Genomic DNA, 21,127 nt, shown 5'->3' with positions numbered 1-21,127 from the left:
AAGCTGGGTTGTCATTGCTCACCATAGCCCTGCTACGTATCATCACGGCGCCTTGCCCAGCCATAATTTACCCGGCAATCGGGGTACCAGCGCCTCAAGCCCCACGCGAGTGCGCCTTACCTACCGCTCTAGTCGCATACATGCGGCGAGGTAGGTGAAACCCGTGCGCCCCTGCCTTGTGCGTCCGCCCGGCGCAGGCTCTGGCAGGTAAACGGCAAGGGGCGCTCGATCAGATAACCCTGCGCGTAATCGACGCCGATTTCTACCAGGGCCTGCTCAATCAACGGGGATTCTACGAACTCAGCGATCGTTCGCTTGCCCATCACGTGGCCGATATGGTTGATCACCTCGACCATCGCGCGGTTGATCGGGTCGTCGAGCATGTCTTTGACGAAACTGCCGTCGATCTTGAGAAAGTCCACTGGCAAATGCTTCAAATAGGCAAACGACGACATTCCCGCGCAGAAATCGTCTAGGGAAAACAGGCAGCCAAGGTCTTTGAGTTCATTGATGAAGCCAATAGCGCTGGCGAGGTTGGCGATGGCGCTGGTTTCGGTAATTTCGAAACAAATCAACTGTGCTGGAATGTCGTACCGGTACAGTTGCTCACGGATAAAATCAAGAAATTCGTCGTCGCCAATGCTGGCGCCCGACAGGTTGATCGCACACATAGCCAGGGGTTGGTCACCGCCTTCGTCCAGGCACTGGCGCAACACCTTGAACACATTTTGTACAACCCAGCGATCCAGCGAAGGCATCAGCCCATAGCGCTCGGCCGCGGGGATAAAGCTGTTGGGCAGAATGATCCGGCCACTTTCATCCTGTAGCCGCACCAAGACCTCCACATGGCTGGCGTGGCCGCTGGCTGTGGGTAGGCCGCCGATGCTGGCGATTTCCTGGGCGTACAGGCAGAAGCGGTCTTCTTCCAGAGCCAGGCGCAAGCGCTGCACCCAGGCCATTTCACCGAAGCGCACGGTCAGCTCGGTATCGTCTTCGTGATACACCTGCACGCGGTTACGGCCTTTTTCCTTGGCCATATAGCAAGCCAGGTCGGCGACCCGCAGCGCCTCTTCCAAGGTAGTGGGTGGCTGATGCAGGTGTACCAAGCCCACGCTCAGGGTAGTCATGAAGGGCCGGCCCTTCCACACGAAATGCAAGTTCTGCACCGCTTCGCGCAACTGCTCGGCGGTCCTCTCGGCCACCTGCGGCGCACAGTGCTCGAGCAATACGCCAAACTCATCGCCACCCAGCCGCGCCAAGGTGTCGCCACCACCAAGGCCCGACTGCAACAAGGCGCAGATGTGCCGAAGCAGCTCATCACCGGCGGCATGGCCGCAGGTGTCGTTGACCAGCTTGAACTGGTCCAGATCGAGAAACAGCAGTGCGTGGCGCGTACCGCTGTCGTTCAGCCCGTTGAGTGCCTGCTCAAGGCGGAACTCGAACTCCCGGCGGTTAGCCAGGCCCGTCAACGCATCGTGGGTGGCTTGCCAGGCGAGGTTGGCGATGTATTGCCGTTCCTGGGTCATGTCGTGCAGCACCAGCACCGTACCGCTGATGCGGCTGTCGTGAACGATCGGCGCCCCCCCCAAAGCCACCGACACCATGCTGCCATCAAGCCGCTGGATCATCCGCGGGTGTTCGCGGCCGCCATTGAGCTGGCCGGTACGGATACGCTCGATCAACGTCGAAGCGTCACGCTCGGCGTTCTCGTCGAGCAGGTTGAACAGCGCCGCCAGCGGTAGGCCCGCCGCCTGCTCAGCTTTCAGATGGGTCAACTGTTCGGCGGCCGGGTTCATGTAAACAATGGCGCCGTCCACGTCGGTGGCGATCACACCGTCGCCAATCGAGGCCAGGGTCACTTGCGCACGGTCTTTTTCTTCCTGCAACGCTTCGGCGAAGGCGTGGCGCTGGGCGAGCAGCTTGCGGGTGATCCACAGCGCAATCGCGATCAGCGCGAAAGCGGTAAACAAGTTGATGCCTATCAGCAGGCGCTGCAAGAAACGCGAGCCCTCGCCCAACGCATCACTGAACGCCTTCGCCGCAGGCGTCACCTGCTCGTTGATGTCCAGGATCTGCGCCTTCCAGCGCCTTACATCGTCCGGGCCCGCCTGCCCAGCCTGGATGCTGCTGTGCATGGCCTGGGCAACTTCGTCGAGCTTGAACAGGTACCCATCGCCAATGGTCCAGAGGTCGATCGCGCGGGCAAAATAGGAAAAATGGCGGAAATTCAGGAAAAACCAGATGATGCCGCTGAAGTCGTCGGCATGGTTACCGCCCTGCTGCAGCCCTATCCGCGCCTTGGCCGTGTCCGCGACGGGTTGATCCAGCGCCATGCGCAAGTCGTGGCCGCCCTGAGGAACGGCAATGGCTTGCCGATACTTCTGGAAAATTCGCTCATCGGGGCTGCTTGCGTACAGGTTCAGGTAGTAGATTGCGTCTTTCTGGCCCTTGGACCAAAGGCTTTCACCGGCAACGTAACCCCGCATCGCCGACATCGCGTAAAGGCTGAAAGTACCCAGCGACGCCAACAGAAGGACCACGGCGATAAATGGCCAAGCAATGGCGATGAGCCTTGGGCTTTCGAGCATCCGAGTCTGCTGCTTCATGAGGTCCCTTGCACATTGCGGCTGAACGACTGACGCCGCGCACTCTGGGAGGGCGGCCGGCGATGAGCGACATGCGCAACGCGCCCGACCGAACCCGGCAAGTCTTTGTCGAGACTAGCAGAGCGCAATCAGTTCGGTAGCAATATTTTCAACGGGCCTCGGTGTTATGTCGCAGCCAGGCGCCGAGCAACGGGGCCAAGGCTTCCAGCGGTTGATAACCGTTGGTGAGCAAGGCCAATTGGCTGCCATTTTGCGCTAATAGTGTCGGGAAGCCGGCGATCCCCAGGTCTCGGGCCCACGTGATGTCCGCCTGGGTAGCCCGCGCCTGTTCAGCCAGGTCGAAGGCTTCGGCGAATTCGATACGGGGGATGCCCACTTGCTCGGCCAGTGCTACCAGGGTGGCGACTTCGCTGGTGTCACGGCCTTGGGCGTAGAACGCCTGCTGGATGCCCCTTGCCAATGGCCAGGCGAGGTCTTCCGCGAGCCGACGGGCAGTGACTACCGCCCGGCAGGCAGGTTCGGTGTCGTAAACGAACCCGTCGGCCAATGCGCCCTCGAAATGAAACGGCTGCCCAGTGGTTTGCTGCACAGCGCGCCAATGCTCAAGGATGTACTGCCGGGTGGTGGTATCCAATGCCGCACCACCGCTGCGCAGGCCGCCCATCACCAGATGCGCGGCGACACCGGCGGTGGCCGCCTGCTCGAACAGCGCCGCCGCCACCGGTGCGAACCCCCAGCACCAGGAGCACATTGGGTCCATCACGTAGAGCAGGCGGCGCACGGCTCAAACCTCGGCTTTGCGATAGTTGTAGCCAATAGGATGGGGCCGGTTGCGCGCCTTGGCCAGTTCGATTTGCTTTTGCCGCTCGACGGCCGCCTGGCGGGTTTTATCGGCCAATTTGCCGGCGCAGTGCGGGCAACTTATTCCCGGGGTGTAATGCTCGCTGGCGCGATCATCGGCGCTGATCGGCGAGCGGCATGCGTGGCACTGGTCATACTCGCCTTCGGACAGGTCATGGCGCACGGTGACGCGGTTATCGAAGACGAAGCAGTCCCCACGCCATTTCGACTGCGCCTGCGGCACTTGCTCCAGGTACTTGAGAATGCCGCCCTTGAGGTGATACACCTCTTCAAAACCTTCTCCCAGCATGTAGCTGGAGGCCTTTTCGCAGCGGATGCCACCGGTGCAGAACATCGCTACCTTTTTGTGCCGGGCGGGGTCGAAGTTGGCCTTCACATAGTCGGGGAACTCGCGAAAGGTGGTGGTTTTCGGGTCTACCGCGCCTTCGAAGGTGCCGATCGCCACTTCATAGTCGTTCCGTGTGTCGACTAGCAGTACCTCCGGGTCATCGATCAACGCGTTCCAATCCACCGGGTCGACGTAGGTGCCGACCTTATGGTTAGGGTTTACCCCGGGTACGCCGAGGGTCACGATTTCTTTCTTGAGTTTAACCTTGGTGCGGTAGAACGGCTGCTCGTCGCAGTAGCTTTCCTTGTGATCGACGTCGGCCAGGCGCGGGTCGCGGCGCAACCAGGCGAGCAGCGCGTCGATGCCCTCGCGGGTACCGGATACGGTACCGTTGATGCCTTCGTCAGCCAGCAACAGGGTGCCCTTGACGCCATTGGCTACCATTACGTCGAGCAAGGGCTGGCGCAGGGCGATGAAATCTTCGAGTGTGACGAACTTGTATAGCGCTGCCACAACAATGGATGCAGACATGCAAATGCTCCAGTGGTTGCCTTCGCAAAAGGCGGACCGGTTTGAAGGTACAGGTAAAAACGCATGCGCCAGGGTGCTTAACGCAGGGCAAGCCGGTGTTCGGCTTGCCACTTCATGGCGTAGTGCGCCGCCGATTCTAACAAAACCCTGGTGGGCTTTGTTGCGCCAGGTCAATGGCTATATCGGCACGGCAGCGAACGGCTGAAGTGTGGCTTCAGGAATGCCCGCCGGCGCACACCGGGGACGCCGGTACGTTCCCTAGTTGTGCCCACTCCTCTGGGGTATAGGTATGCAACGCCAGGGCATGGAACTCGCCCATCAGTTCGCCAAGGGTGCCGTACACCAATTGGTGGCGCTTGACGCTGGAGAGCCCATCGAAACGCGCACTGACCACCACCGCCTTGTAGTGCGTCTGCTGGCCGCGGCTATGCATATGGCTCTCGTCGAGCACTTGCAGGTGTACCGGCTGCAGCAGCGCCAGCGTGTGCTCGAGGCGGGTCTGCATCGTCATGGCGGTTGCCTCTTATTTTTTCGCCGGGGCGGGCTTGGTACCCGGGGCAGGCGCTGGGGCCACTTCTTTGGTCATGTCTTCGAGCAGCTTGTTGACCACCGGTACTGCCGGGTCGAGCTTTTGCTGCATGAGCATGGCCGACTGCTGGGTGACTTGCGGCATTTGCTGCAGCACTTTCTGGCCCAGCGGCGATGTGTAGAACTTGACCAAATCGTTGAGCTCAGTTTCGGTGAAGTTGTCCGTGTAGAGTTTGATCAGGTCTGGCTTGACCTTGCTCCAACCGATGGCCGAGTCGAGCGCTGCATTGGCCTTGGCCTCATAGCCTTCGAGCGTCGCCTTTTTTGACTCTGGCGCCTTGGCCTGTTCGAAGCGCTGGGAAAACATCTGCTGCACCTGCATATAGATAGGTGTGCCCAACTTATCGGCATGGACGGTCGTCAGGAATGCCTCGGCACTGGCGTTGTGGCTGGCCTGGTCAGCAAAGACGGAACCGCTGGCGCATACCAAAACGGCTGCGGTGCAGAGGGCGCGAAGACGGGTCATCGTGTTTCCTTAAATAGCAGGTGGGAGCGCAGGCCCCAGGGAGGGGCATTCTGCACCTGATGGCGCGGCCGGCTCAACCCTGCGAAGGTGTTTGTCATGTTCGCGGTTGAACCAAGCCGGGTGTCGCGGGGCCTATACAGGCTGATACGTTCAACGCCTCACAGGGAGTAAACGCCGCATGAGCCGCATCGAAACTGACAGCCTCGGCCAGGTCGAAGTTCCAGACGACGCCTACTGGGGCGCGCAGACCCAGCGCTCGCGAGTGAACTTTGCCATCGGCGAACAGCGCATGCCGCTGCCAGTGGTGCATGCACTGGCGCTGATCAAAAAAGCTGCCGCGCGGGTCAACGACCGTAACGGCGACCTGCCGGCAGACCTTGCCCGGCTGATCGAGCAAGCCGCTGATGAAGTATTGGCTGGCCAGCATGACGACCAGTTCCCGCTGGTGGTGTGGCAAACCGGCAGCGGTACCCAAAGCAACATGAACGTCAACGAGGTCATCGCTGGGCGGGCCAACGAACTGGCGGGCCAGGGCCGCGGGGGCAAAAGCCCGGTACACCCCAACGACCACGTGAACCGCTCGCAAAGCTCTAACGACTGTTTCCCGACCGCCATGCACATCGCCGCGGTCCAGGCCGTGCAAGGCCGGTTGTTGCCGGCCATCGCCGAGTTGTCCGCAGGCCTTGCCGAGCTTGCCGCGCGCCACACCAAGCTGGTCAAAACGGGCCGCACCCATATGATGGACGCCACGCCGGTGACCTTCGGCCAGGAGCTCTCGGCCTACGTGGCCCAGTTGGACTACGCCCAGCGCGCTATCCGCGCCGCCCTGCCGGCGGTGTGCGAGTTAGCCCAGGGTGGCACGGCCGTCGGCACCGGGCTTAACGCGCCGCACGGCTTTGCAGAGGCCATCGCCGCGGAATTGGCGGCCTTGAGCGGCCTACCCTTCGTGACCGCCCCTAATAAATTTGCGGCATTGGCCGGCCACGAGCCGCTGACGACCCTGGCCGGGGCACTCAAGACCCTGGCGGTCGCATTGATGAAGTTGGCCAACGACTTGCGCCTGTTAGGTTCTGGCCCGCGGGCAGGGCTGGCCGAGGTGAAGTTGCCCGCTAACGAGCCAGGCAGCTCGATCATGCCCGGCAAGGTCAACCCGACCCAATGCGAAGCGTTGTCGATGCTGGCATGCCAGGTAATGGGTAATGACGTCACCATCGGCCTGGCTGCGAGCCAGGGCCACTTACAGCTTAACGTGTACAAACCGGTGATCATCCACAATGTGCTCGAGTCCATCGGCCTGCTCACCGATGGTTGCCGCAACTTCCAAGCACACTGCATCGCGGGCCTTGAGCCCGATGCCGAACGCATGGCAGAGCACCTCGAGCGTGGGCTGATGCTGGTGACCGCGCTGAACCCACACATCGGTTACGACAAAGCTGCGCAAATCGCCAAGAAAGCCTATGCCGAGGGCAGCACCCTGCGCGAGGCGGCGCTGGCGCTCGGCTACCTGTCTAGTGAAGAATTCGACCAATGGGTACGCCCGGAAAACATGCTCGAGGCCGGTGGTCAAGGCTAAAGGTACCGGGCAGCCCCGTAAAACCAGTGTGTGCCGCAGAAGTTCGTGCACGCATTGGCGTGTGATTTTGCAGGCCGGGCCAGGCGCCATGACCGACGCAGTACAGCCATGGCGAGAAACGCAAATGCGCCACCGCCCGGCGGCAAAGGCACCGTCCAGGTGGTGCAGCTAACTTCAGAGGCACCACGCTAGCGTTTGTTAACCCGTTCATCAGGAGGCATTATGTTCGGCAAACGTGAACACGACCCCTTATCGGCCAGTCACTTCCGGGCAGACCGCATCTCGCTCGTCAATGGGCAATTCTTTTTCAGCACTCGAGAGCGCACCCTCGAAGGGCCCTATGGCTCACGCGAGGAAGCTGAACGAGAAAGCCGGGTGTACATCCAGCGCGCCAGGCGCCAGGCACCGTTAAATAGCCACTAATGGGGTGCCGCAGAGGCTGGGGCTGGCTGCACCCTTTCGACGATGCTTTTGCTCACGGGCGGCGCTGCAGCCCATCGCTATAGCCTGGCCATGGCGGGTCACGGCGCCTTGCCCAATCGCAAAATGCACCCAACAATGCTTATGCGAACGCCTGCGCCGCCACACCGGGCTCAGCCTGGCGGAGGCGCCACCGCCTCCAGCAGGCCATTGCGGGCCAACCGGTAGTGCGCCAAGTCACGGGCCAGCCAAAGGCGCCCGCGGTACGCCGCGGCCGCCTCTTGGCGGATGTCGTCGATCGACGCGCCAGAGCCACCGGCGGCTTGGTAACGGGGGCTGAAGTGCGTCAGTACCAGGTTCGCCAGCCCGGCTTGCTCAGCCATGCGCGCGACTGCTTGCGCGCTACTGTGGCCATACCCCTGTTTGCCCGCTTCCAACACCGATTGAGTGTAGGTTGCCTCATGCACCAGCACCTGGGCCTGCCCACAGGCCTCGCGCAATAACGCCGGGGTGTCGTTGTCGCCACAGATAACCACCCGCTGCGCCATACGGCCCGCCAGGCGGTAGTCGTTGCCTTGTAACAGGCGGCCTTGCCATACCACCGTCTGGCCTTGGGCAAGCTGGCCCCACAACGCCCCGCGGGGTATGCCCTCGGCGGCCAAACGCTGTACGTCCAGGCGCGGCTCGGGTTTGGCCTCGGTGAACACATAGGCCCAGCACGGCACACGGTGCGACAGCGCCAAGGTCGTCACCGACCACTCGGCAACCGCCACGCCGCCAAAGCTTTCCACCGCCTGGAATTCGACCTCGAACGGCAGCGTGCTGTGGCTGACCTCCAGGGTCATTGCCAACCAGGGTTCCAGCGCAGCCGGCGCGACCAGCTTCAGCGGCCGGGTGCGCCCGCTCATGCCGGCGCTGCTGAACAGCCCCGGCAGGCCGAAGCAATGGTCGCCGTGCACATGGGTGATGAACACCGCGTCCAGGTCATGCAACGACAGCGGCGTGCGCAGCACTTGATGCTGGGTGCCCTCGCCGCAATCCACCAGGCACCAACCCTTGCGGTTGGCCGGCAACAACGCCGTGGCCGAGACGTTGCGCCCCCGCGTAGGCACACCCGCCGACGTACCGAGAAAAAGCAGCTCCACTGCAAACTCCTAAAAAACAACGCTGCACCACACTACCCCTTGTCGCGCTTGAGCGCCGCCTCGAGCGCATCATTTAGGGTGCGCAGCACTTTGACCCGGGCCCAATGCTTGTCGTTGGCCTCCACCAACGTCCACGGCGCGATTTCGGTGCTGGTGCGGTCGACCATGTCGCCCACCGCTTCGCGGTACAACGGCCATTTCTCGCGGTTGCGCCAATCATCGTCGGTGATTTTATAGCGTTTGAACGGGGTATTCTCCCGTGCTTTGAACCGTTGCAATTGGGTCTTGGCGTCGATCGCCAACCAAAACTTGACCACGATCACTCCGGCATCAACCAGTTGCTCTTCGAAATCGTTGATTTCACCGTAGGCACGCATCCAGTCGCTTTGGCTGCATAAGCCCTCGACCCGCTCCACCAGCACCCTGCCGTACCAGGAACGGTCGAATACCGTGAACTGCCCACGCGCCGGGATCCGCCGCCAAAAGCGCCATAGATACGGCTGGGCACGTTCATCTTCGCTGGGCGCAGCAATCGGCACGATGTGGTACTGGCGTGGGTCCAGCGCCGCGGCTACGCGGCGAATGGCGCCGCCCTTGCCCGCCGCGTCGTTGCCTTCGAACGCCGCCACCAACGCATGGCGGCGCATACGCTTATCGCGCAGCAGCGTCGCCAGGCGGGCTTGCTCTTCTATCAGGCGTTGCGGGTATTCGTCCTTGCCCAAGCTGCGCGACAGGTCGAGCGAATCGAGCAGGTTGAGCTTGTCGATACTGTCACCCAACGGTGCCATGGCCTGATGCACCGGATGGGCCGGGTGCTCCAGCGCCGCACGCAGGCCATCGAGCAAAATGCGCCCCACCGCCAAGCTGCGGTAATTGGCATCTACCCCCTCAATAACATGCCAGGGCGCATAGTCACGGCTGGTACGGCGCAGCACGCGCTCACCGAAGCGCACGAAACGGTCATAGGTTTTGGATTGCTGCCAGTCCAGCGGGCTGAGGCGCCAACGGTGCAGGGGGTCGTCTTTCAGCGCCTTGAGGCGCTTTTTCATTTGTTTTTTCGAGAGGTGAAACCAGAACTTGAAAATCAGCGCGCCTTCGTCACACAGCATCTGTTCCAGGCGCTCGGCGTCATTGATGGCCTGGTCGAGCACCGCGTCCTTGATACGGCCGTGCACACGGTTCTGGATCATCTGGCTGTACCAGTTGCCAAAGAACACCCCCATGCGCCCCTTGGCCGGCAATTTGCGCCAATAGCGCCAGGGGGTAGGGTGGGCCAACTCTTCATCGCTGGGGCGGTCGAAGGTGCGCACCTCAATCAGCCGCGGGTCCATCCATTCGTTCAGCAGCTTGACGGTTTCACCCTTGCCCGCCCCTTCGATGCCGTTGATCAAAATGATGACCGGAAACGCTGCTTTTTCCCTCAGGTCGTACTGGGCATCGAGCAGCGCTTGGCGAAGCGCGGGCACTTGCTTGCGGTAAGTGGCATCGTCGACGGCGTGACCGATTTCGGCGGACTCAAACATTGGGCGCTCCCTGTCAGGCATTGCTCATCTGGACCCCGACATCTGGCAAAATGTTGCGTTTGCCGTGTCTACCCCAGAGAGCGACATGAACGATACTCCACGCCACGCCCGGATCCATTGGGATGAACACGGCTTGCCCGTGTCCACGGCCTTCGATGATGTGTACTTTTCCAAGGAATCGGGGCTGGCCGAAACCCTGCACAACTTCATCGACCAAAATCGCTTGTGCGAGCGCTGGCGAGCGCTACCGGCAGGCGCCTGCTTCGTGGTCGGCGAAACCGGCTTCGGTACGGGCCTTAACTTTTTTTGCGCCTGGCAGTTGTTCGAGCAACATGCCCCGGCCGATGCGCGGCTGCACTTCGTGAGCGTGGAGAAGTACCCCTTGAGCCGGGCCGACCTGGCCCGGGCTGTGGCACTGTGGCCGCAGTTGGCGCTATATGGCCAGCAACTGCTGGGGCAGTACCTTGTGCTGCAACCGGGGTTCCAGCGCGTGGTGTTCGCCGCCGGCAGGGTAACCCTCACGCTGCTGGTGGGCGATGTAATCGAGCAACTCGCGGCGCTGGATGCCATGGTCGATGCCTGGTTTCTGGACGGTTTTGCCCCGGCCAAGAACCCTGAGATGTGGACCCCCGGTTTGTTCGCGCAGTTGGCCAGGCTGTCTGCCCCTGGCGCCACCCTCGGTACCTTCACTGCCGCCGGGGTGGTGCGCCGCGGCCTGATGGCCGAAGGTTTCGACATGTTCCGGGTGCCCGGCTTCGGGCGCAAACGCGAGGTGATGCGGGGGGTGTACACCGGTGCGCCACAACCTGTGTCAGGCCCATGGTTTAACCGCCCACCCACCCCACATGGCGAGCGGCGAGCCGTAGTGATCGGCGCCGGCCTCGCCGGTTGCGCCAGCGCCGCTAGCCTGGCGGCGCGCGGCTGGCGGGTCACCGTGCTGGACCGCGCCGGCGGCCTGGCCCAAGGCGCTTCCGGCAACCCGCAAGGGGTGCTTTACCTCAAGTTATCCGCCCACGGCACCGCCCTGTCGCGGCTGATCGTCAGTGGCTTCGGGTACATCCGGCGGCAGTTGGAGCATTTACCCCAGGGCCAGGCGTGGGATGCATGCGGTGTGCTACAGCTGGCCTTTGACGAAAAAGAACGCAACCGCCAGGCAGCATTGGCCCAGGCGTTCGACAGCGACTTGGTGCAAGCCTTGGCGCAGGATGCGGCCAGTATCCAAGCGGGTGTTGGCGTGCCCAGCGGCGGGCTGTATTTTCCTGACGCAGGTTGGGTTCACCCCGCCGCGCTATGCCGGTGGTGGATGGACCACCCGGCCATCGAGTTTCGCCCTTACTGCCAAGTGTCGGCGCTCGAACGCGATGCAGGCGCTTGGCGGTTGTTCGACGGCGAGCGGTGCCTGGAGCAGGCACCGGTGGTGATAGTGGCCAATGCCGAGGATGCCGCGCGCCTCACCGGCCTGCCGCTCAAGCCCATCCGCGGACAGGTGACCTATCTGCCGGCCAATCGGCCCAGTGGGGCGTTGCGCACGGTCCTCTGTGCAGAGGGCTATATCGCCCCACCCAGGCTGGGCGAACACACGTTGGGCGCCAGTTTCGATTTCACCGCCACAGGCCTGCAACCCACCAACGCGGAACATGCGGGCAACCTGGCACGCCTGGCGCAAATCAGCCCCGAACTGGCCGGAGCCTGGGCCCTGCAGCCGGCTGAATTGTCGGGGCGGGCCTCGCTGCGCTGCACCACACCAGACTACCTGCCGGTGATCGGCCCGCTGTCTGAAGCCCATGGGAATGAGCAGCCCGGCGGCTCGGCGGCCCCGCGCTGGCGGGAGGGCCTGTATGTGAACAGCGGCCACGGCTCACGCGGGCTGGTTACTGCGCCGTTGGCCGGTGAACTGCTGGCCGCCTGGCTGGAAGGCGAACCCCTACCCTTACCGAGGGACGTCGCCCACGCCTGCCATCCAGACCGCTTCTTGATGCGCCAATTGAAAAAGCGCCGCGTGCACTCATAGCAGCCCCAACAGACCCGCCTGGAAGGCGGCGGCGGTAATGTTCGTGGTATCGAGGGTGATCATCACCCGTTCTTGGTGAAAACGCACGGTGCGCCGGCTAACGTTGAGCAGGTTGGAAATTTCTTGCGCCGTTTTGCCCACGACCACCAACCGCATCACTTCCACCTGGCGTGGAGTTAGTTTCGGCTTTGGCGTGCCGCCGACTGGCCCCAGGCGCGCAGCCCGGTGCAACAAACCCGCCATCCATGCCAACTGGCCCCCCATCGCGGCGAATTCAGGGTCGTCCAGGGGGCTGTTATCGCGCCTTACCGTGAACACGCTGTGATGTCGGCCAGCGTCTTGCAAAATGATGCTCACCCCCTCGAAGCCGGCAGGTACATTCAACCCGCGTGGCATCGGCGAGGCCTGCTCCAACAACGTGCGACCCCAGCGGAAAGGCGCATTGACCTCGAAACGCGGGGCGCGAAGGGAGTCGAAAATGGCCGCAAGGTGCGCTTGCGTCCACGCTTGCCAAGGTGCCGGTAAGTTGCTACGGAATACGGCATTACCCGGGGGGTTATAATGATTCAGGTAAAGAGACCAGTACGAAAAACCAATATCATTACAAAAAGCATCGAGTTCGGGAAATGCTGCCGGCTCATCACTGGGCTGGCTCGATGATGCGCTGCTGGCCTGCTTGGACGCGGACATGCTTTCTCCAGCACGTGTGAATGTAAGCGCGTTCGAGCTTAACGCAAATGCCCGATCATCGGACGCCCGGAATTAAATTTTCATTTATCGATCTCTGAAAAATAGCCAATATTTCAATGAGTTATATTATGTATTCAGCGCAGCAATGGCAAGTAGCCACAATTCTGCAGTCACGGAAAGGCCTGGCCGGTTTTTGCTTGTAGGGCAACCCTTTGATGCGGATCTTTTATAACCCAATGGTCTAAAACCATCACTGCGTCACCCTGTCTGTTTCTTACATCCCCAACGGAAACACCGGTAAGGAAATATGTGCGGAATCAGTGGCGAAATCAGTTTCAACCAACAGCCGGCCAACTTGGCGGCCGTGGAACGTATTACCCATCACATGGCCCCGCGTGGGCCGGATGCCTGGGGCTTTCATAGCCAAGGCCCCGTCGCATTGGGGCACCGCCGGCTAAAAATCATGGACCTCTCCGACAGCTCGGCGCAGCCGATGGTCGATGGCCAGCTCGGCCTTACGCTGGCATTCAATGGTGCGATCTACAACTATCCCGAACTGCGTGCGGAACTCGAAGCGTTGGGGTATTCATTTTATTCCGCTGGCGATACCGAGGTGCTGCTCAAGGGGTACCATGCCTGGGGCGAGCATCTGCTGCCCAAGCTCAATGGCATGTTCGCTTTCGCCATCTGGGAACGCGACCGCCGGCGCCTGTTCCTGGCGCGCGACCGCCTGGGTGTGAAGCCGTTGTACTTCAGCCGCAACGCACAACATCTGCGTTTTGCCTCAAGCTTGCCCGCGCTGCTCAAGGGTGGCGATATCGACCCGGTGCTTGACCCCATCGCCCTTAATCACTACCTGAACTTCCATGCCGTAGTTCCCGCCCCACGTACCCTGTTGGCCAACGTGCAAAAGTTGGCACCGGCGACCTGGATGCGTATCGATGCCGATGGCACCACGGAGCAGCATACGTGGTGGACCCTGCCCTACGGCCCGCATGCCGATGAACACGGTTTGACCCTGCAAGATTGGGTAGAACGGGTGCTGCAAAGCACACGCGAGGCGGTAGCGATCCGCCAGCGCGCGGCCGTGGACGTCGGCGTGCTGCTGTCGGGTGGGGTGGACTCCAGCCTATTGGTCGGGCTGCTGCGAGAGGCTGGCGTGCAGGACCTCTCGACCTTTTCCATCGGCTTCCAGGACGCCGGCGGCGAGCGCGGCGATGAATTTCAATATTCCGACCTGATCGCACGCCATTACGGCACCCGCCACCACCAATTGCGCGTGGCGGAGCACGAGATCATCGAGCAACTTCCTGCTGCGTTTCGCGCGATGAGCGAACCGATGGTCAGCCATGATTGCATCGCGTTCTATTTGTTGTCGCGGGAAGTGAGCAAGCACTGCAAAGTGGTGCAAAGTGGCCAGGGCGCGGACGAATTGTTCGCGGGTTACCACTGGTACCCGCAAGTGGACGGTGCCGAAGATGCCTTCGCCGCCTACCGCAGCGCCTTTTTCGACCGTGATTATGCCGATTATGCCGCCACCGTGCAGGCCAAATGGCGGGTAGACCACGATGCCGCCGGCGACTTCGTTCACCAGCATTTCGCCCAACCCGGCGCCGACGCCGCCGTAGACAAAGCCCTGCGCCTGGACAGCACGGTGATGTTGGTCGACGACCCAGTCAAGCGGGTCGACAACATGACCATGGCATGGGGCCTGGAGGCGCGTACACCGTTTTTGGACTATCGGCTGGCGGAACTCTCGGCACGGGTGCCGGCACGCTTCAAATTGCCCGACGGCGGCAAACAGGTGCTTAAAGAAGCGGCGCGCAAGGTGATCCCAAGCGAGGTCATCGACCGCAAAAAAGGCTACTTTCCGGTGCCAGGCCTGAAGCACCTTGAAGGTGCCACGCTGGGCTGGGTGCGTGACCTGCTGCTTGACCGCAGCCAGGACCGCGGCCTGTTCGATGCCGCCATGCTCGACCGCCTGCTCAGCAACCCGCAAGGCCAACTTACGCCTTTGCGCGGCTCGAAACTGTGGCAACTGGCAGCCTTGAACCTGTGGCTCAGCGAACAAGGACTGTGACCCGATGAAAGCCCAAGCCAATGCCTTGAACCAACGCCTGCTGCGCGGCCAAGCGCCCTCATATGAACGCCTACAAGCGCGCCGGGCCGAAGACGGCAGCGACCCACGTGCTGGCGGCCCACGGGCGCTTCACTGCGGCTGGGGCCGGCTGCTGATTGGCCATACCTACGCCTCGCCAGAGGCCATGGCCGAAGCGCTGTTGGCCGAACGGCCAGGCGAGCGCGATATCGCTTTGTATGTCGCGGCGCCGCAGCAGGTGCTGGCACAGGCCCCGCAACAATTGTTCCTCGACCCTTCCGATACGCTGCGCCTTTGGTTTTCCGATTACCGCCCAGCGCAGCGGGTATTCCGCGGTTTTCGCATTCGCCGAGCGCACACCGCCGGCGACTGGGAAGCCATCAACCGCTTATACCTCAAGCGGCGCATGTTGCCGGTCGCCCCTGCCCTGCTTACGCCCCGCCATCAAGGCGGGCCGGTGTATTGGCTGGCCCAGGATGAAGACACCGGGGCGGTCATCGGCAGCGTGATGGGGCTGAACCATCGCAAAGCCTTCGATGACCCGGACCATGGCAGTAGCTTGTGGTGCTTGGCTGTAGACCCGCGTTGCACGCGCCCCGGCGTGGGTGAGGTGTTGGTGCGCCATTTGGTCGAGCACTTCATGAGCCGCGGCCTGGCCTTTATGGACCTGTCGGTGATGCACGACAATCGCTTGGCGAAAAACCTCTATGCCAAGCTGGGCTTTCGCACCCTGCCCACCTTCGCGGTGAAGTGCAAGAACGCCATCAATCAAAAGCTGTTCATGGGCCCTGGCCCCACCGGCGATTTCAACCCCTATGCACGCATCATCATCGACGAAGCCTATCGGCGCGGTATCGACGTGCAAGAACTCGACGCCGAGGCAGGGCTGTTCAGCCTCAGCCATGGCGGCCGGCGGGTGCGCTGCCGGGAATCGCTCAGCGACTTGACCAGCGCCATCAGCGTGATGCTGTGTCAAGATAAAAGCCTGACGCACAAAGTGCTGGCCGCCGAGGGCCTGCACCTGCCCGCGCAGCAGTTGGCTGCCAGCGCCGATGACAACCAAGACTTTCTCGACGAGCATCAACGCTTGGTAGTCAAGCCGCTGGACGGTGAGCAAGGCAAAGGTGTGGCAGTCGACCTGCGTACCCTCGAAGATGTACAGCATGCCATCGAACAAGCGCGCCATTTCGACAGCCGGGTGCTGTTGGAAAGTTTCCATGAGGGGGATGACCTGCGCATCGTGGTCATCGGCTTCGAAGTGGTGGCCGCGGCCATCCGCCGCCCGGCCCAGGTCATCGGTGACGGCCAACGTACGGTGGCCGAGCTGATCGAAGCGCACAGCCGCCGGCGCCAGGCCGCCACCGGTGGAGAAAGCCGTATCCCACTGGACCGGGAAACCGAGCGCACGGTGCAAGCGGCGGGTTACGACTACGACAGCATCTTGCCAAGCGGCCAAGTGCTGGCGGTGCGCAAAACCGCCAACCTGCACACCGGTGGCCACCTCGAAGACGTCACCGGCATTCTGCACCCGGTACTGGCCGACGCCGCCGTGCGCGCCGCCCGCGCGCTGGACATCCCGGTGGTGGGCCTGGACCTGTTGGTGCCAGCAGCCGACCAGCCCGACTATGTGTTCATCGAAGCCAACGAACGCGTGGGCCTGGCCAATCACGAACCACAGCCGACGGCGGAGAAATTCATCGATTTGCTGTTCCCGCACATTCAGCCTGCGCGCTAGTCGCGGGCGCTGTTTCAGGAGGCCTTGATGAGCGAGCCCCTTCCCCAACCCGATATCCACTACCTGCAAAGGGTACTGCTGGAGATGCTGGCCATACCCAGCCCCACCGGTTTCACCGACACCATCGTGCGCTACGTGGCCGAACGCCTGGAGGAACTGGGCATACCCTTCGAGCTGACGCGCCGCGGCACACTGCGCGCCACCCTCAAGGGGCGCAAGAGCTCCCCTGACCGCGCGGTAGCCGTGCACCTGGACACCATCGGCGCCGCGGTGCGTAGTATCCAGGACAACGGCCGGCTGACACTGACGCCGGTGGGCTGCTGGTCCAGCCGCTTTGCCGAGGGTAGCCGGGTTAGCGTGTTTACCGACAATGGCGTGATCCGTGGCAGCGTATTACCGCTGATGGCGTCCGGGCACGCGTTCAACACCGCCGTCGACCAATTGCCGGTCAGTTGGGACCACGTGGAATTGCGCCTGGACGCTTATTGCGCTACCCGCGCCGATTGCGAAAGCTTGGGGGTGAATGTAGGCGACTTCGTGGCATTCGACCCCTTGCCCGAATTCACCGAGAGCGGCCATATCAGCGCGCGGCACCTTGACGACAAAGCCGGCGTGGCCGCCTTGCTGGCAGCGCTCAAGGCGGTGGTAGCCAGCGGCCAGGAGCCAGTGATCGACTGCCACCCGCTGTTTACCATCACGGAAGAAACCGGCTCCGGCGCAGCGTCTGCCCTGCCCTGGGATGTCAGCGAATTCGTTGGCATCGACATTGCCCCGGTCGCGCCTGGCCAACACTCCAGCGAACATGCCGTCAGCGTGGCCATGCAAGACTCCAGCGGCCCTTATGACTACCACTTGTCACGGCACCTGTTGAAGTTGGGGCAAAGCCATGACCTGCCGGTGCGCCGCGACCTGTTCCGTTACTACTTCAGCGACGCCCATTCGGCCGTTACCGCCGGCCACGACATCCGTACCGCGCTGGTGGCCTTCGGTTGCGATGCGACCCATGGCTACGAACGCACCCACATCGACAGCCTCTCCGCATTGGCGAAAATGCTGTGCGCCTACTTGCTGAGCCCACCGGTGTTCGCCAGCGACGCACAACCGGCCAACGCTTCACTGAAAAACTTCAGCAAGCAGCTTGAGCACGGCACCCAGATGGAAAGCGAAACGCGGGTGCCGGCGGTGGACAGCCTGCTGGGCAAGTAACCTGCGATATTCCCGATACGCCAGGGGCCACGTACACTGCTCGCCTATGATCATTCCCTATGACCAACTCGAACCCGACACCCTCACCCGCTTGATCGAGGACTTCGTCACCCGCGACGGCACCGACAACGGTGACGAAACACCCTTGCAAACGCGGGTGCTGCGGGTGCGCCAGGCGTTGGCCAAGGGCCAGGCGCTTATCCTGTTCGACCCCGAGAGCCAGCAGTGCCAGTTGATGGCGCGGCATGACGTACCGCGAGAGTGGCTGCCGGATCAGTAGGCTCGAGGCCGGCATGTATGCGGCGGTGGACTTCGTCGCGGTGAATACCCACCTCTTTCGGTGCACTGATGCCTAAACGCACCTGGCCCCCCTCGATGCTCAGCACGCGGATGCGAATCACGCCCTCGCCTATCACGATGTCTTCGCCGACGTCCCTGCTCAAAACCAGCATGGCGTTTCTCCCTGTAAGGCTTCCCTAAGAGCGACCAGACTGAAAGAACCCGGATAGCCTGGCAAGAGGCCAATAAGAGAAATCTCCTTTGCCTACAATAAGTTACATTTTTTCTTACAGAGCTTTCCCACAAGCCGACTGTTTTTGAACGCTCTTAACCCACATTGAACCGTGGCCCCCATAAAATCACGCTGGCGCCGACCACACACAGCAGCGCGCCCCAGGCGTCCGTGGCCGTAGGGCGGACGTTTTCAACGAGCGCCAACCACGCCAGCGCCGTCACGGTGTAAAGCCCGCCGTAGGCGGCGTAGGCACGGCCAGCGTAGGCAGCTTCGACACGGGTGAGCAGTAGCGCGAAGGCGCTCAGGCTGATCAGTGCCGGCACCAGCCACCAGGCGCTCTTGCCCATGCGTAGCCATAAGTACACGCCATAGCAGCCTGCGATTTCGAAAACAGCCGCGAAAAAGAACCATAAGTAGTTGAGCACGATCTACGCCCTTTTCGAAAACACCCAGCATAACCGAGGGGAGCGAAAAACCAGCGTCGTGGTTAAATGATTTCAAACTTTTTCAGAGGCTGCGAAGTCCATTGGTATAAGCACGATGCATCACCGTGCGACAACAAGCTCACGCAAGGAAACCATCATGGTCACAATCCTGGTCATCATTCTGATTCTCCTCCTGATCGGTGGTTTGCCGGTTTTCCCTCACTCTAGAAGCTGGGGCTACGGGCCATCAGGTATCGTCGGCGTGGTATTGGTGGTGCTACTGGTACTGTTGCTACTTGGCCGCATATAGCCGCCCGTGTTCTGCCATGAAAAAACCCGCTTAGGCGGGTTTTTTCATGGCCAGGCCTAGTGCGAAACCGCGCCGCTGGCGCCCAGGCCGGTTTGCGAGCGCACGAACTGCGGGTAGAACAATGCCCGCTCACCTTCGGCGGCGGTGGAGTTGTCGGTGATCGAGAAGAACCAGATACCAGCGAACGCCACGATCATCGAGAACAATGCCGGGTACTCGTACGGGTAGATCGGTTTTTCATGCCCGAGGATTTGCACCCAGATCGTCGGGCCGAGCACCATCAGCACCACCGCGGTGACCAGCCCCATCCAACCACCGACCATTGCCCCCCGGGTAGTCAGGCGCTTCCAGTACATCGAAAGCAGCAGCACCGGGAAGTTACAACTGGCCGCGATGGAGAATGCCAGGCCCACCATGAACGCGATGTTTTGCTTCTCGAAGAGAATGCCAAGCACGATGGCGACCACGCCCAAGGCGACGGTGGTCACCTTCGATACCCGGATTTCGTCTTTCTCGGCGGCCTTGCCTTTTTTAATCACGCTGGCATAGAGGTCATGGCTCACCGCCGAGGCGCCTGCCAAGGTAAGCCCGGCGACCACCGCCAGGATGGTGGCAAAGGCCACCGCCGAGATAAAGCCCAGGAACACACTACCGCCTACCGCATTGGCCAAATGCACCGCGGCCATGTTGTTACCACCCAGCAACGCGCCGGTGGCATCCTTGAACGCCGGGTTGGTGCTCACCAGCAAGATGGCGCCAAAGCCGATGATAAACGTGAGGATGTAGAAATAGCCGATGAAGCCGGTGGCATAGAGCACGCTCTTGCGCGCCTGCTTGGCGTCGCTGACCGTAAAGAAGCGCATCAGGATGTGCGGCAGCCCCGCGGTGCCGAACATCAAGGCCAACCCGAGCGAGAACGCGGAGATCGGGTCGTTGACCAGCCCGCCCGGGCTCATGATCGCTTCACCTTTGGGGTGAACCTTGATGGCCTCGGCGAACAGCGTGTTGAAATCGAAATTCACCGATTTCATGACCATCAGCGCCATGAACGTCGCGCCTGCCAGCAGCAACACCGCCTTGATGATCTGCACCCAAGTGGTGGCCAACATGCCGCCAAACAGCACGTACAAGCACATCAGAATGCCCACCAGCACGATCGCCACGGTGTAATCCAGGCCGAACAATAGCTGGATCAGTTTGCCGGCACCGACCATTTGGGCAATGAGGTAGAACGCTACGACCACCAGCGAACCGCACGCCGACAATGTGCGGATTTCAGTTTGCTTGAGGCGATAGGAAGCAACGTCGGCGAACGTATACTTGCCCAGGTTGCGCAAGCGCTCGGCGATCAGGAACAGAATGATCGGCCACCCTACCAAAAAGCCTATGGAGTAGATCAGCCCATCGTAGCCGGAAGAAAACACCAGGGCAGAGATGCCCAGAAACGAGGCGGCCGACATGTAATCGCCGGCGATCGCCAGGCCGTTCTGAAAGCCGGTGATACGCCCGCCAGCGGCGTAGTAGTCGGCGGCGGAGCGGTTGCGCTTGGAAGCCCAATAGGTAATGGCCAGCGTCAAGCAAACGAAGCCCACGAACATAGCGATCGCCGCTACGTTCAACGGTTGCTTCTGCACGGTGCCGGCCAGGGCGTCGGCGGCCAGGGCCAAGGTTGAAGCCAGCGCCAGTGCGGTGGCGGCAGCGAGGCGGCGAATCATGGCTGCACCTCGTTGAGGATGGCTTGGTTCAGGTCGTCGAACTCGCCATTGGCGCGGCGCACATAGATGGCCGTGAGCACGAAGGCGCTGAGGATCAGCCCCACGCCTATAGGGATACCCCAGGTGATCGAAGTGCCAGGGCTGAGCTTGGCCCCGAGCACCTGCGGCGCATAGGCGATAAGCAGAATAAAGGCCGAGTAGAGGGCGAGCATGATTGCCGATAGGACCCAGGCGAATCGCTCTCGCTTGGCCACCAGCTCTTTGAAACGGGGGTTTTCCTGGATGGCCAGGTAAATGCTGTCGTTCATTGTTTTTGTCTCCGCAGCACGGTTTGGGTGGAACATGCTCCACTTTAGGCGTGCCCGTGGGCAAAAACAGACGA

21 protein-coding genes are annotated in these 21,127 nt (G+C 61.7%); 9 read left to right on the top strand and 12 right to left on the bottom strand.

The features are described 5' to 3' along the window. Positions 1–128: 128 nt before the first annotated feature. The 3 genes from HAQ05_RS08930 to trhO all read right to left on the bottom strand — a co-directional run bounded on the left by HAQ05_RS08930 (position 129) and on the right by trhO (position 4,326). The gene (locus HAQ05_RS08930) at positions 129–2,606 is read right to left on the bottom strand and encodes an EAL domain-containing protein (RefSeq protein WP_190419550.1); all 2,478 of its coding nucleotides are present in this window, start codon (positions 2,604–2,606) and stop codon (positions 129–131) included. 148 nt (positions 2,607–2,754) lie between these two features. Continuing rightward, entirely contained in the window at positions 2,755–3,357 is a 603-nt protein-coding gene (locus HAQ05_RS08925; protein ID WP_420825761.1) for a DsbA family protein, read from the bottom strand. Between the two features lie 33 nt (positions 3,358–3,390). After that, positions 3,391–4,326 carry an oxygen-dependent tRNA uridine(34) hydroxylase TrhO gene (gene trhO, locus HAQ05_RS08920; RefSeq protein ID WP_190419548.1) on the bottom strand — a complete coding sequence of 312 codons (936 nt, stop codon included), beginning with the start codon at positions 4,324–4,326 and terminating at the stop codon, positions 3,391–3,393. Here trhO and HAQ05_RS08915 point away from each other — a divergent pair. Continuing rightward, on the top strand, positions 4,325–4,531 hold the full coding sequence (locus HAQ05_RS08915) for a hypothetical protein (RefSeq protein ID WP_190419546.1): 207 nt from the start codon (positions 4,325–4,327) through the stop codon (positions 4,529–4,531). The two genes, trhO and HAQ05_RS08915, sit on opposite strands and share 2 nt — an antisense overlap. Positions 4,532–4,540: 9 nt before the next feature. Here HAQ05_RS08915 and HAQ05_RS08910 read toward each other — a convergent pair whose 3' ends face one another. Then, the gene (locus HAQ05_RS08910) at positions 4,541–4,837 is read right to left on the bottom strand and encodes a BolA family protein (RefSeq protein WP_190419544.1); all 297 of its coding nucleotides are present in this window, start codon (positions 4,835–4,837) and stop codon (positions 4,541–4,543) included. Between the two features lie 12 nt (positions 4,838–4,849). Next, the gene (locus tag HAQ05_RS08905; RefSeq protein WP_190419542.1) at positions 4,850–5,380 is read right to left on the bottom strand and encodes a DUF2059 domain-containing protein; all 531 of its coding nucleotides are present in this window, start codon (positions 5,378–5,380) and stop codon (positions 4,850–4,852) included. Positions 5,381–5,558: 178 nt separating this feature from the next. Here HAQ05_RS08905 and HAQ05_RS08900 point away from each other — a divergent pair, with 178 nt between their 5' ends. Together HAQ05_RS08900 and HAQ05_RS08895 are read left to right on the top strand one after the other, a co-directional pair. Then, positions 5,559–6,953 (top strand): class II fumarate hydratase, encoded by a 1,395-nt coding sequence (locus tag HAQ05_RS08900; protein ID WP_190419540.1) that lies wholly within the window; start codon positions 5,559–5,561, stop codon positions 6,951–6,953. Positions 6,954–7,175: 222 nt separating this feature from the next. Next, on the top strand, positions 7,176–7,376 hold the full coding sequence (locus HAQ05_RS08895; protein WP_190419538.1) for a DUF6316 family protein: 201 nt from the start codon (positions 7,176–7,178) through the stop codon (positions 7,374–7,376). Between the two features lie 170 nt (positions 7,377–7,546). Here the strand turns inward: HAQ05_RS08895 and HAQ05_RS08890 are convergent, their stop codons facing one another. Together HAQ05_RS08890 and pap are read right to left on the bottom strand one after the other, a co-directional pair. Further along, positions 7,547–8,518, bottom strand: coding sequence for an MBL fold metallo-hydrolase (locus tag HAQ05_RS08890; RefSeq protein WP_190419536.1), 972 nt, complete (start codon positions 8,516–8,518; stop codon positions 7,547–7,549). A 32-nt stretch (positions 8,519–8,550) separates the two neighbouring features. After that, entirely contained in the window at positions 8,551–10,041 is a 1,491-nt protein-coding gene (gene pap / locus HAQ05_RS08885; RefSeq protein ID WP_190419534.1) for a polyphosphate:AMP phosphotransferase, read from the bottom strand. Positions 10,042–10,126: 85 nt separating this feature from the next. Between pap and mnmC the strand changes: the two genes are divergently transcribed. After that, positions 10,127–12,052, top strand: coding sequence for a bifunctional tRNA (5-methylaminomethyl-2-thiouridine)(34)-methyltransferase MnmC2/FAD-dependent 5-carboxymethylaminomethyl-2-thiouridine(34) oxidoreductase MnmC1 (gene mnmC, locus HAQ05_RS08880; RefSeq protein WP_190419532.1), 1,926 nt, complete (start codon positions 10,127–10,129; stop codon positions 12,050–12,052). On the opposite strand, the gene HAQ05_RS08875 is transcribed toward mnmC, so the two are convergent. Further along, entirely contained in the window at positions 12,047–12,742 is a 696-nt protein-coding gene (locus HAQ05_RS08875; RefSeq protein ID WP_190419530.1) for a helix-turn-helix transcriptional regulator, read from the bottom strand. The two genes, mnmC and HAQ05_RS08875, sit on opposite strands and share 6 nt — an antisense overlap. Before the next feature lie 307 nt (positions 12,743–13,049). Here HAQ05_RS08875 and HAQ05_RS08870 point away from each other — a divergent pair, with 307 nt between their 5' ends. Genes HAQ05_RS08870 through HAQ05_RS08855 form a run of 4 tightly spaced genes read left to right on the top strand, consistent with a single transcriptional unit; the run spans position 13,050 to position 18,061 of the window. Next, positions 13,050–14,822: an N-acetylglutaminylglutamine amidotransferase gene (locus HAQ05_RS08870; protein WP_190419528.1), complete on the top strand. Its 1,773-nt coding sequence runs from the start codon at positions 13,050–13,052 to the stop codon at positions 14,820–14,822. A 4-nt stretch (positions 14,823–14,826) separates the two neighbouring features. Then, a complete protein-coding gene (gene ngg / locus HAQ05_RS08865; protein WP_190419526.1) occupies positions 14,827–16,575 on the top strand; it encodes an N-acetylglutaminylglutamine synthetase in 1,749 nt (582 codons plus the stop codon). 27 nt (positions 16,576–16,602) lie between these two features. Beyond that, positions 16,603–17,781 carry an osmoprotectant NAGGN system M42 family peptidase gene (locus HAQ05_RS08860; RefSeq protein WP_190419525.1) on the top strand — a complete coding sequence of 393 codons (1,179 nt, stop codon included), beginning with the start codon at positions 16,603–16,605 and terminating at the stop codon, positions 17,779–17,781. A gap of 46 nt (positions 17,782–17,827) precedes the next feature. Beyond that, positions 17,828–18,061 carry a YheU family protein gene (locus HAQ05_RS08855; protein ID WP_190419523.1) on the top strand — a complete coding sequence of 78 codons (234 nt, stop codon included), beginning with the start codon at positions 17,828–17,830 and terminating at the stop codon, positions 18,059–18,061. On the opposite strand, the gene HAQ05_RS28605 is transcribed toward HAQ05_RS08855, so the two are convergent. Together HAQ05_RS28605 and HAQ05_RS08845 are read right to left on the bottom strand one after the other, a co-directional pair. Further along, positions 17,979–18,233, bottom strand: coding sequence for a carbon storage regulator (locus tag HAQ05_RS28605; protein ID WP_190419521.1), 255 nt, complete (start codon positions 18,231–18,233; stop codon positions 17,979–17,981). The two genes, HAQ05_RS08855 and HAQ05_RS28605, sit on opposite strands and share 83 nt — an antisense overlap. A 154-nt stretch (positions 18,234–18,387) precedes the next feature. Further along, the gene (locus HAQ05_RS08845) at positions 18,388–18,720 is read right to left on the bottom strand and encodes a YnfA family protein (RefSeq protein ID WP_190419519.1); all 333 of its coding nucleotides are present in this window, start codon (positions 18,718–18,720) and stop codon (positions 18,388–18,390) included. Between the two features lie 157 nt (positions 18,721–18,877). Between HAQ05_RS08845 and HAQ05_RS08840 the strand changes: the two genes are divergently transcribed. After that, the gene (locus tag HAQ05_RS08840) at positions 18,878–19,030 is read left to right on the top strand and encodes a DUF3309 family protein (RefSeq protein WP_190419517.1); all 153 of its coding nucleotides are present in this window, start codon (positions 18,878–18,880) and stop codon (positions 19,028–19,030) included. A 56-nt stretch (positions 19,031–19,086) separates the two neighbouring features. Here the strand turns inward: HAQ05_RS08840 and HAQ05_RS08835 are convergent, their stop codons facing one another. Together HAQ05_RS08835 and HAQ05_RS08830 are read right to left on the bottom strand one after the other, a co-directional pair. After that, positions 19,087–20,745 (bottom strand): cation acetate symporter, encoded by a 1,659-nt coding sequence (locus HAQ05_RS08835; RefSeq protein WP_190419515.1) that lies wholly within the window; start codon positions 20,743–20,745, stop codon positions 19,087–19,089. Beyond that, positions 20,742–21,053 (bottom strand): DUF485 domain-containing protein, encoded by a 312-nt coding sequence (locus HAQ05_RS08830; RefSeq protein ID WP_190419513.1) that lies wholly within the window; start codon positions 21,051–21,053, stop codon positions 20,742–20,744. The genes HAQ05_RS08835 and HAQ05_RS08830 overlap by 4 nt, the downstream gene beginning before the upstream one ends. Positions 21,054–21,127: the final 74 nt, after the last annotated feature.

It is taken from the genome of Pseudomonas typographi, assembly GCF_014694385.1.
GTDB classification, from domain to species: Bacteria; Pseudomonadota; Gammaproteobacteria; order Pseudomonadales; family Pseudomonadaceae; genus Aquipseudomonas; species Aquipseudomonas typographi.
This window is presented reverse-complemented; position numbering and strand designations above follow the sequence as displayed.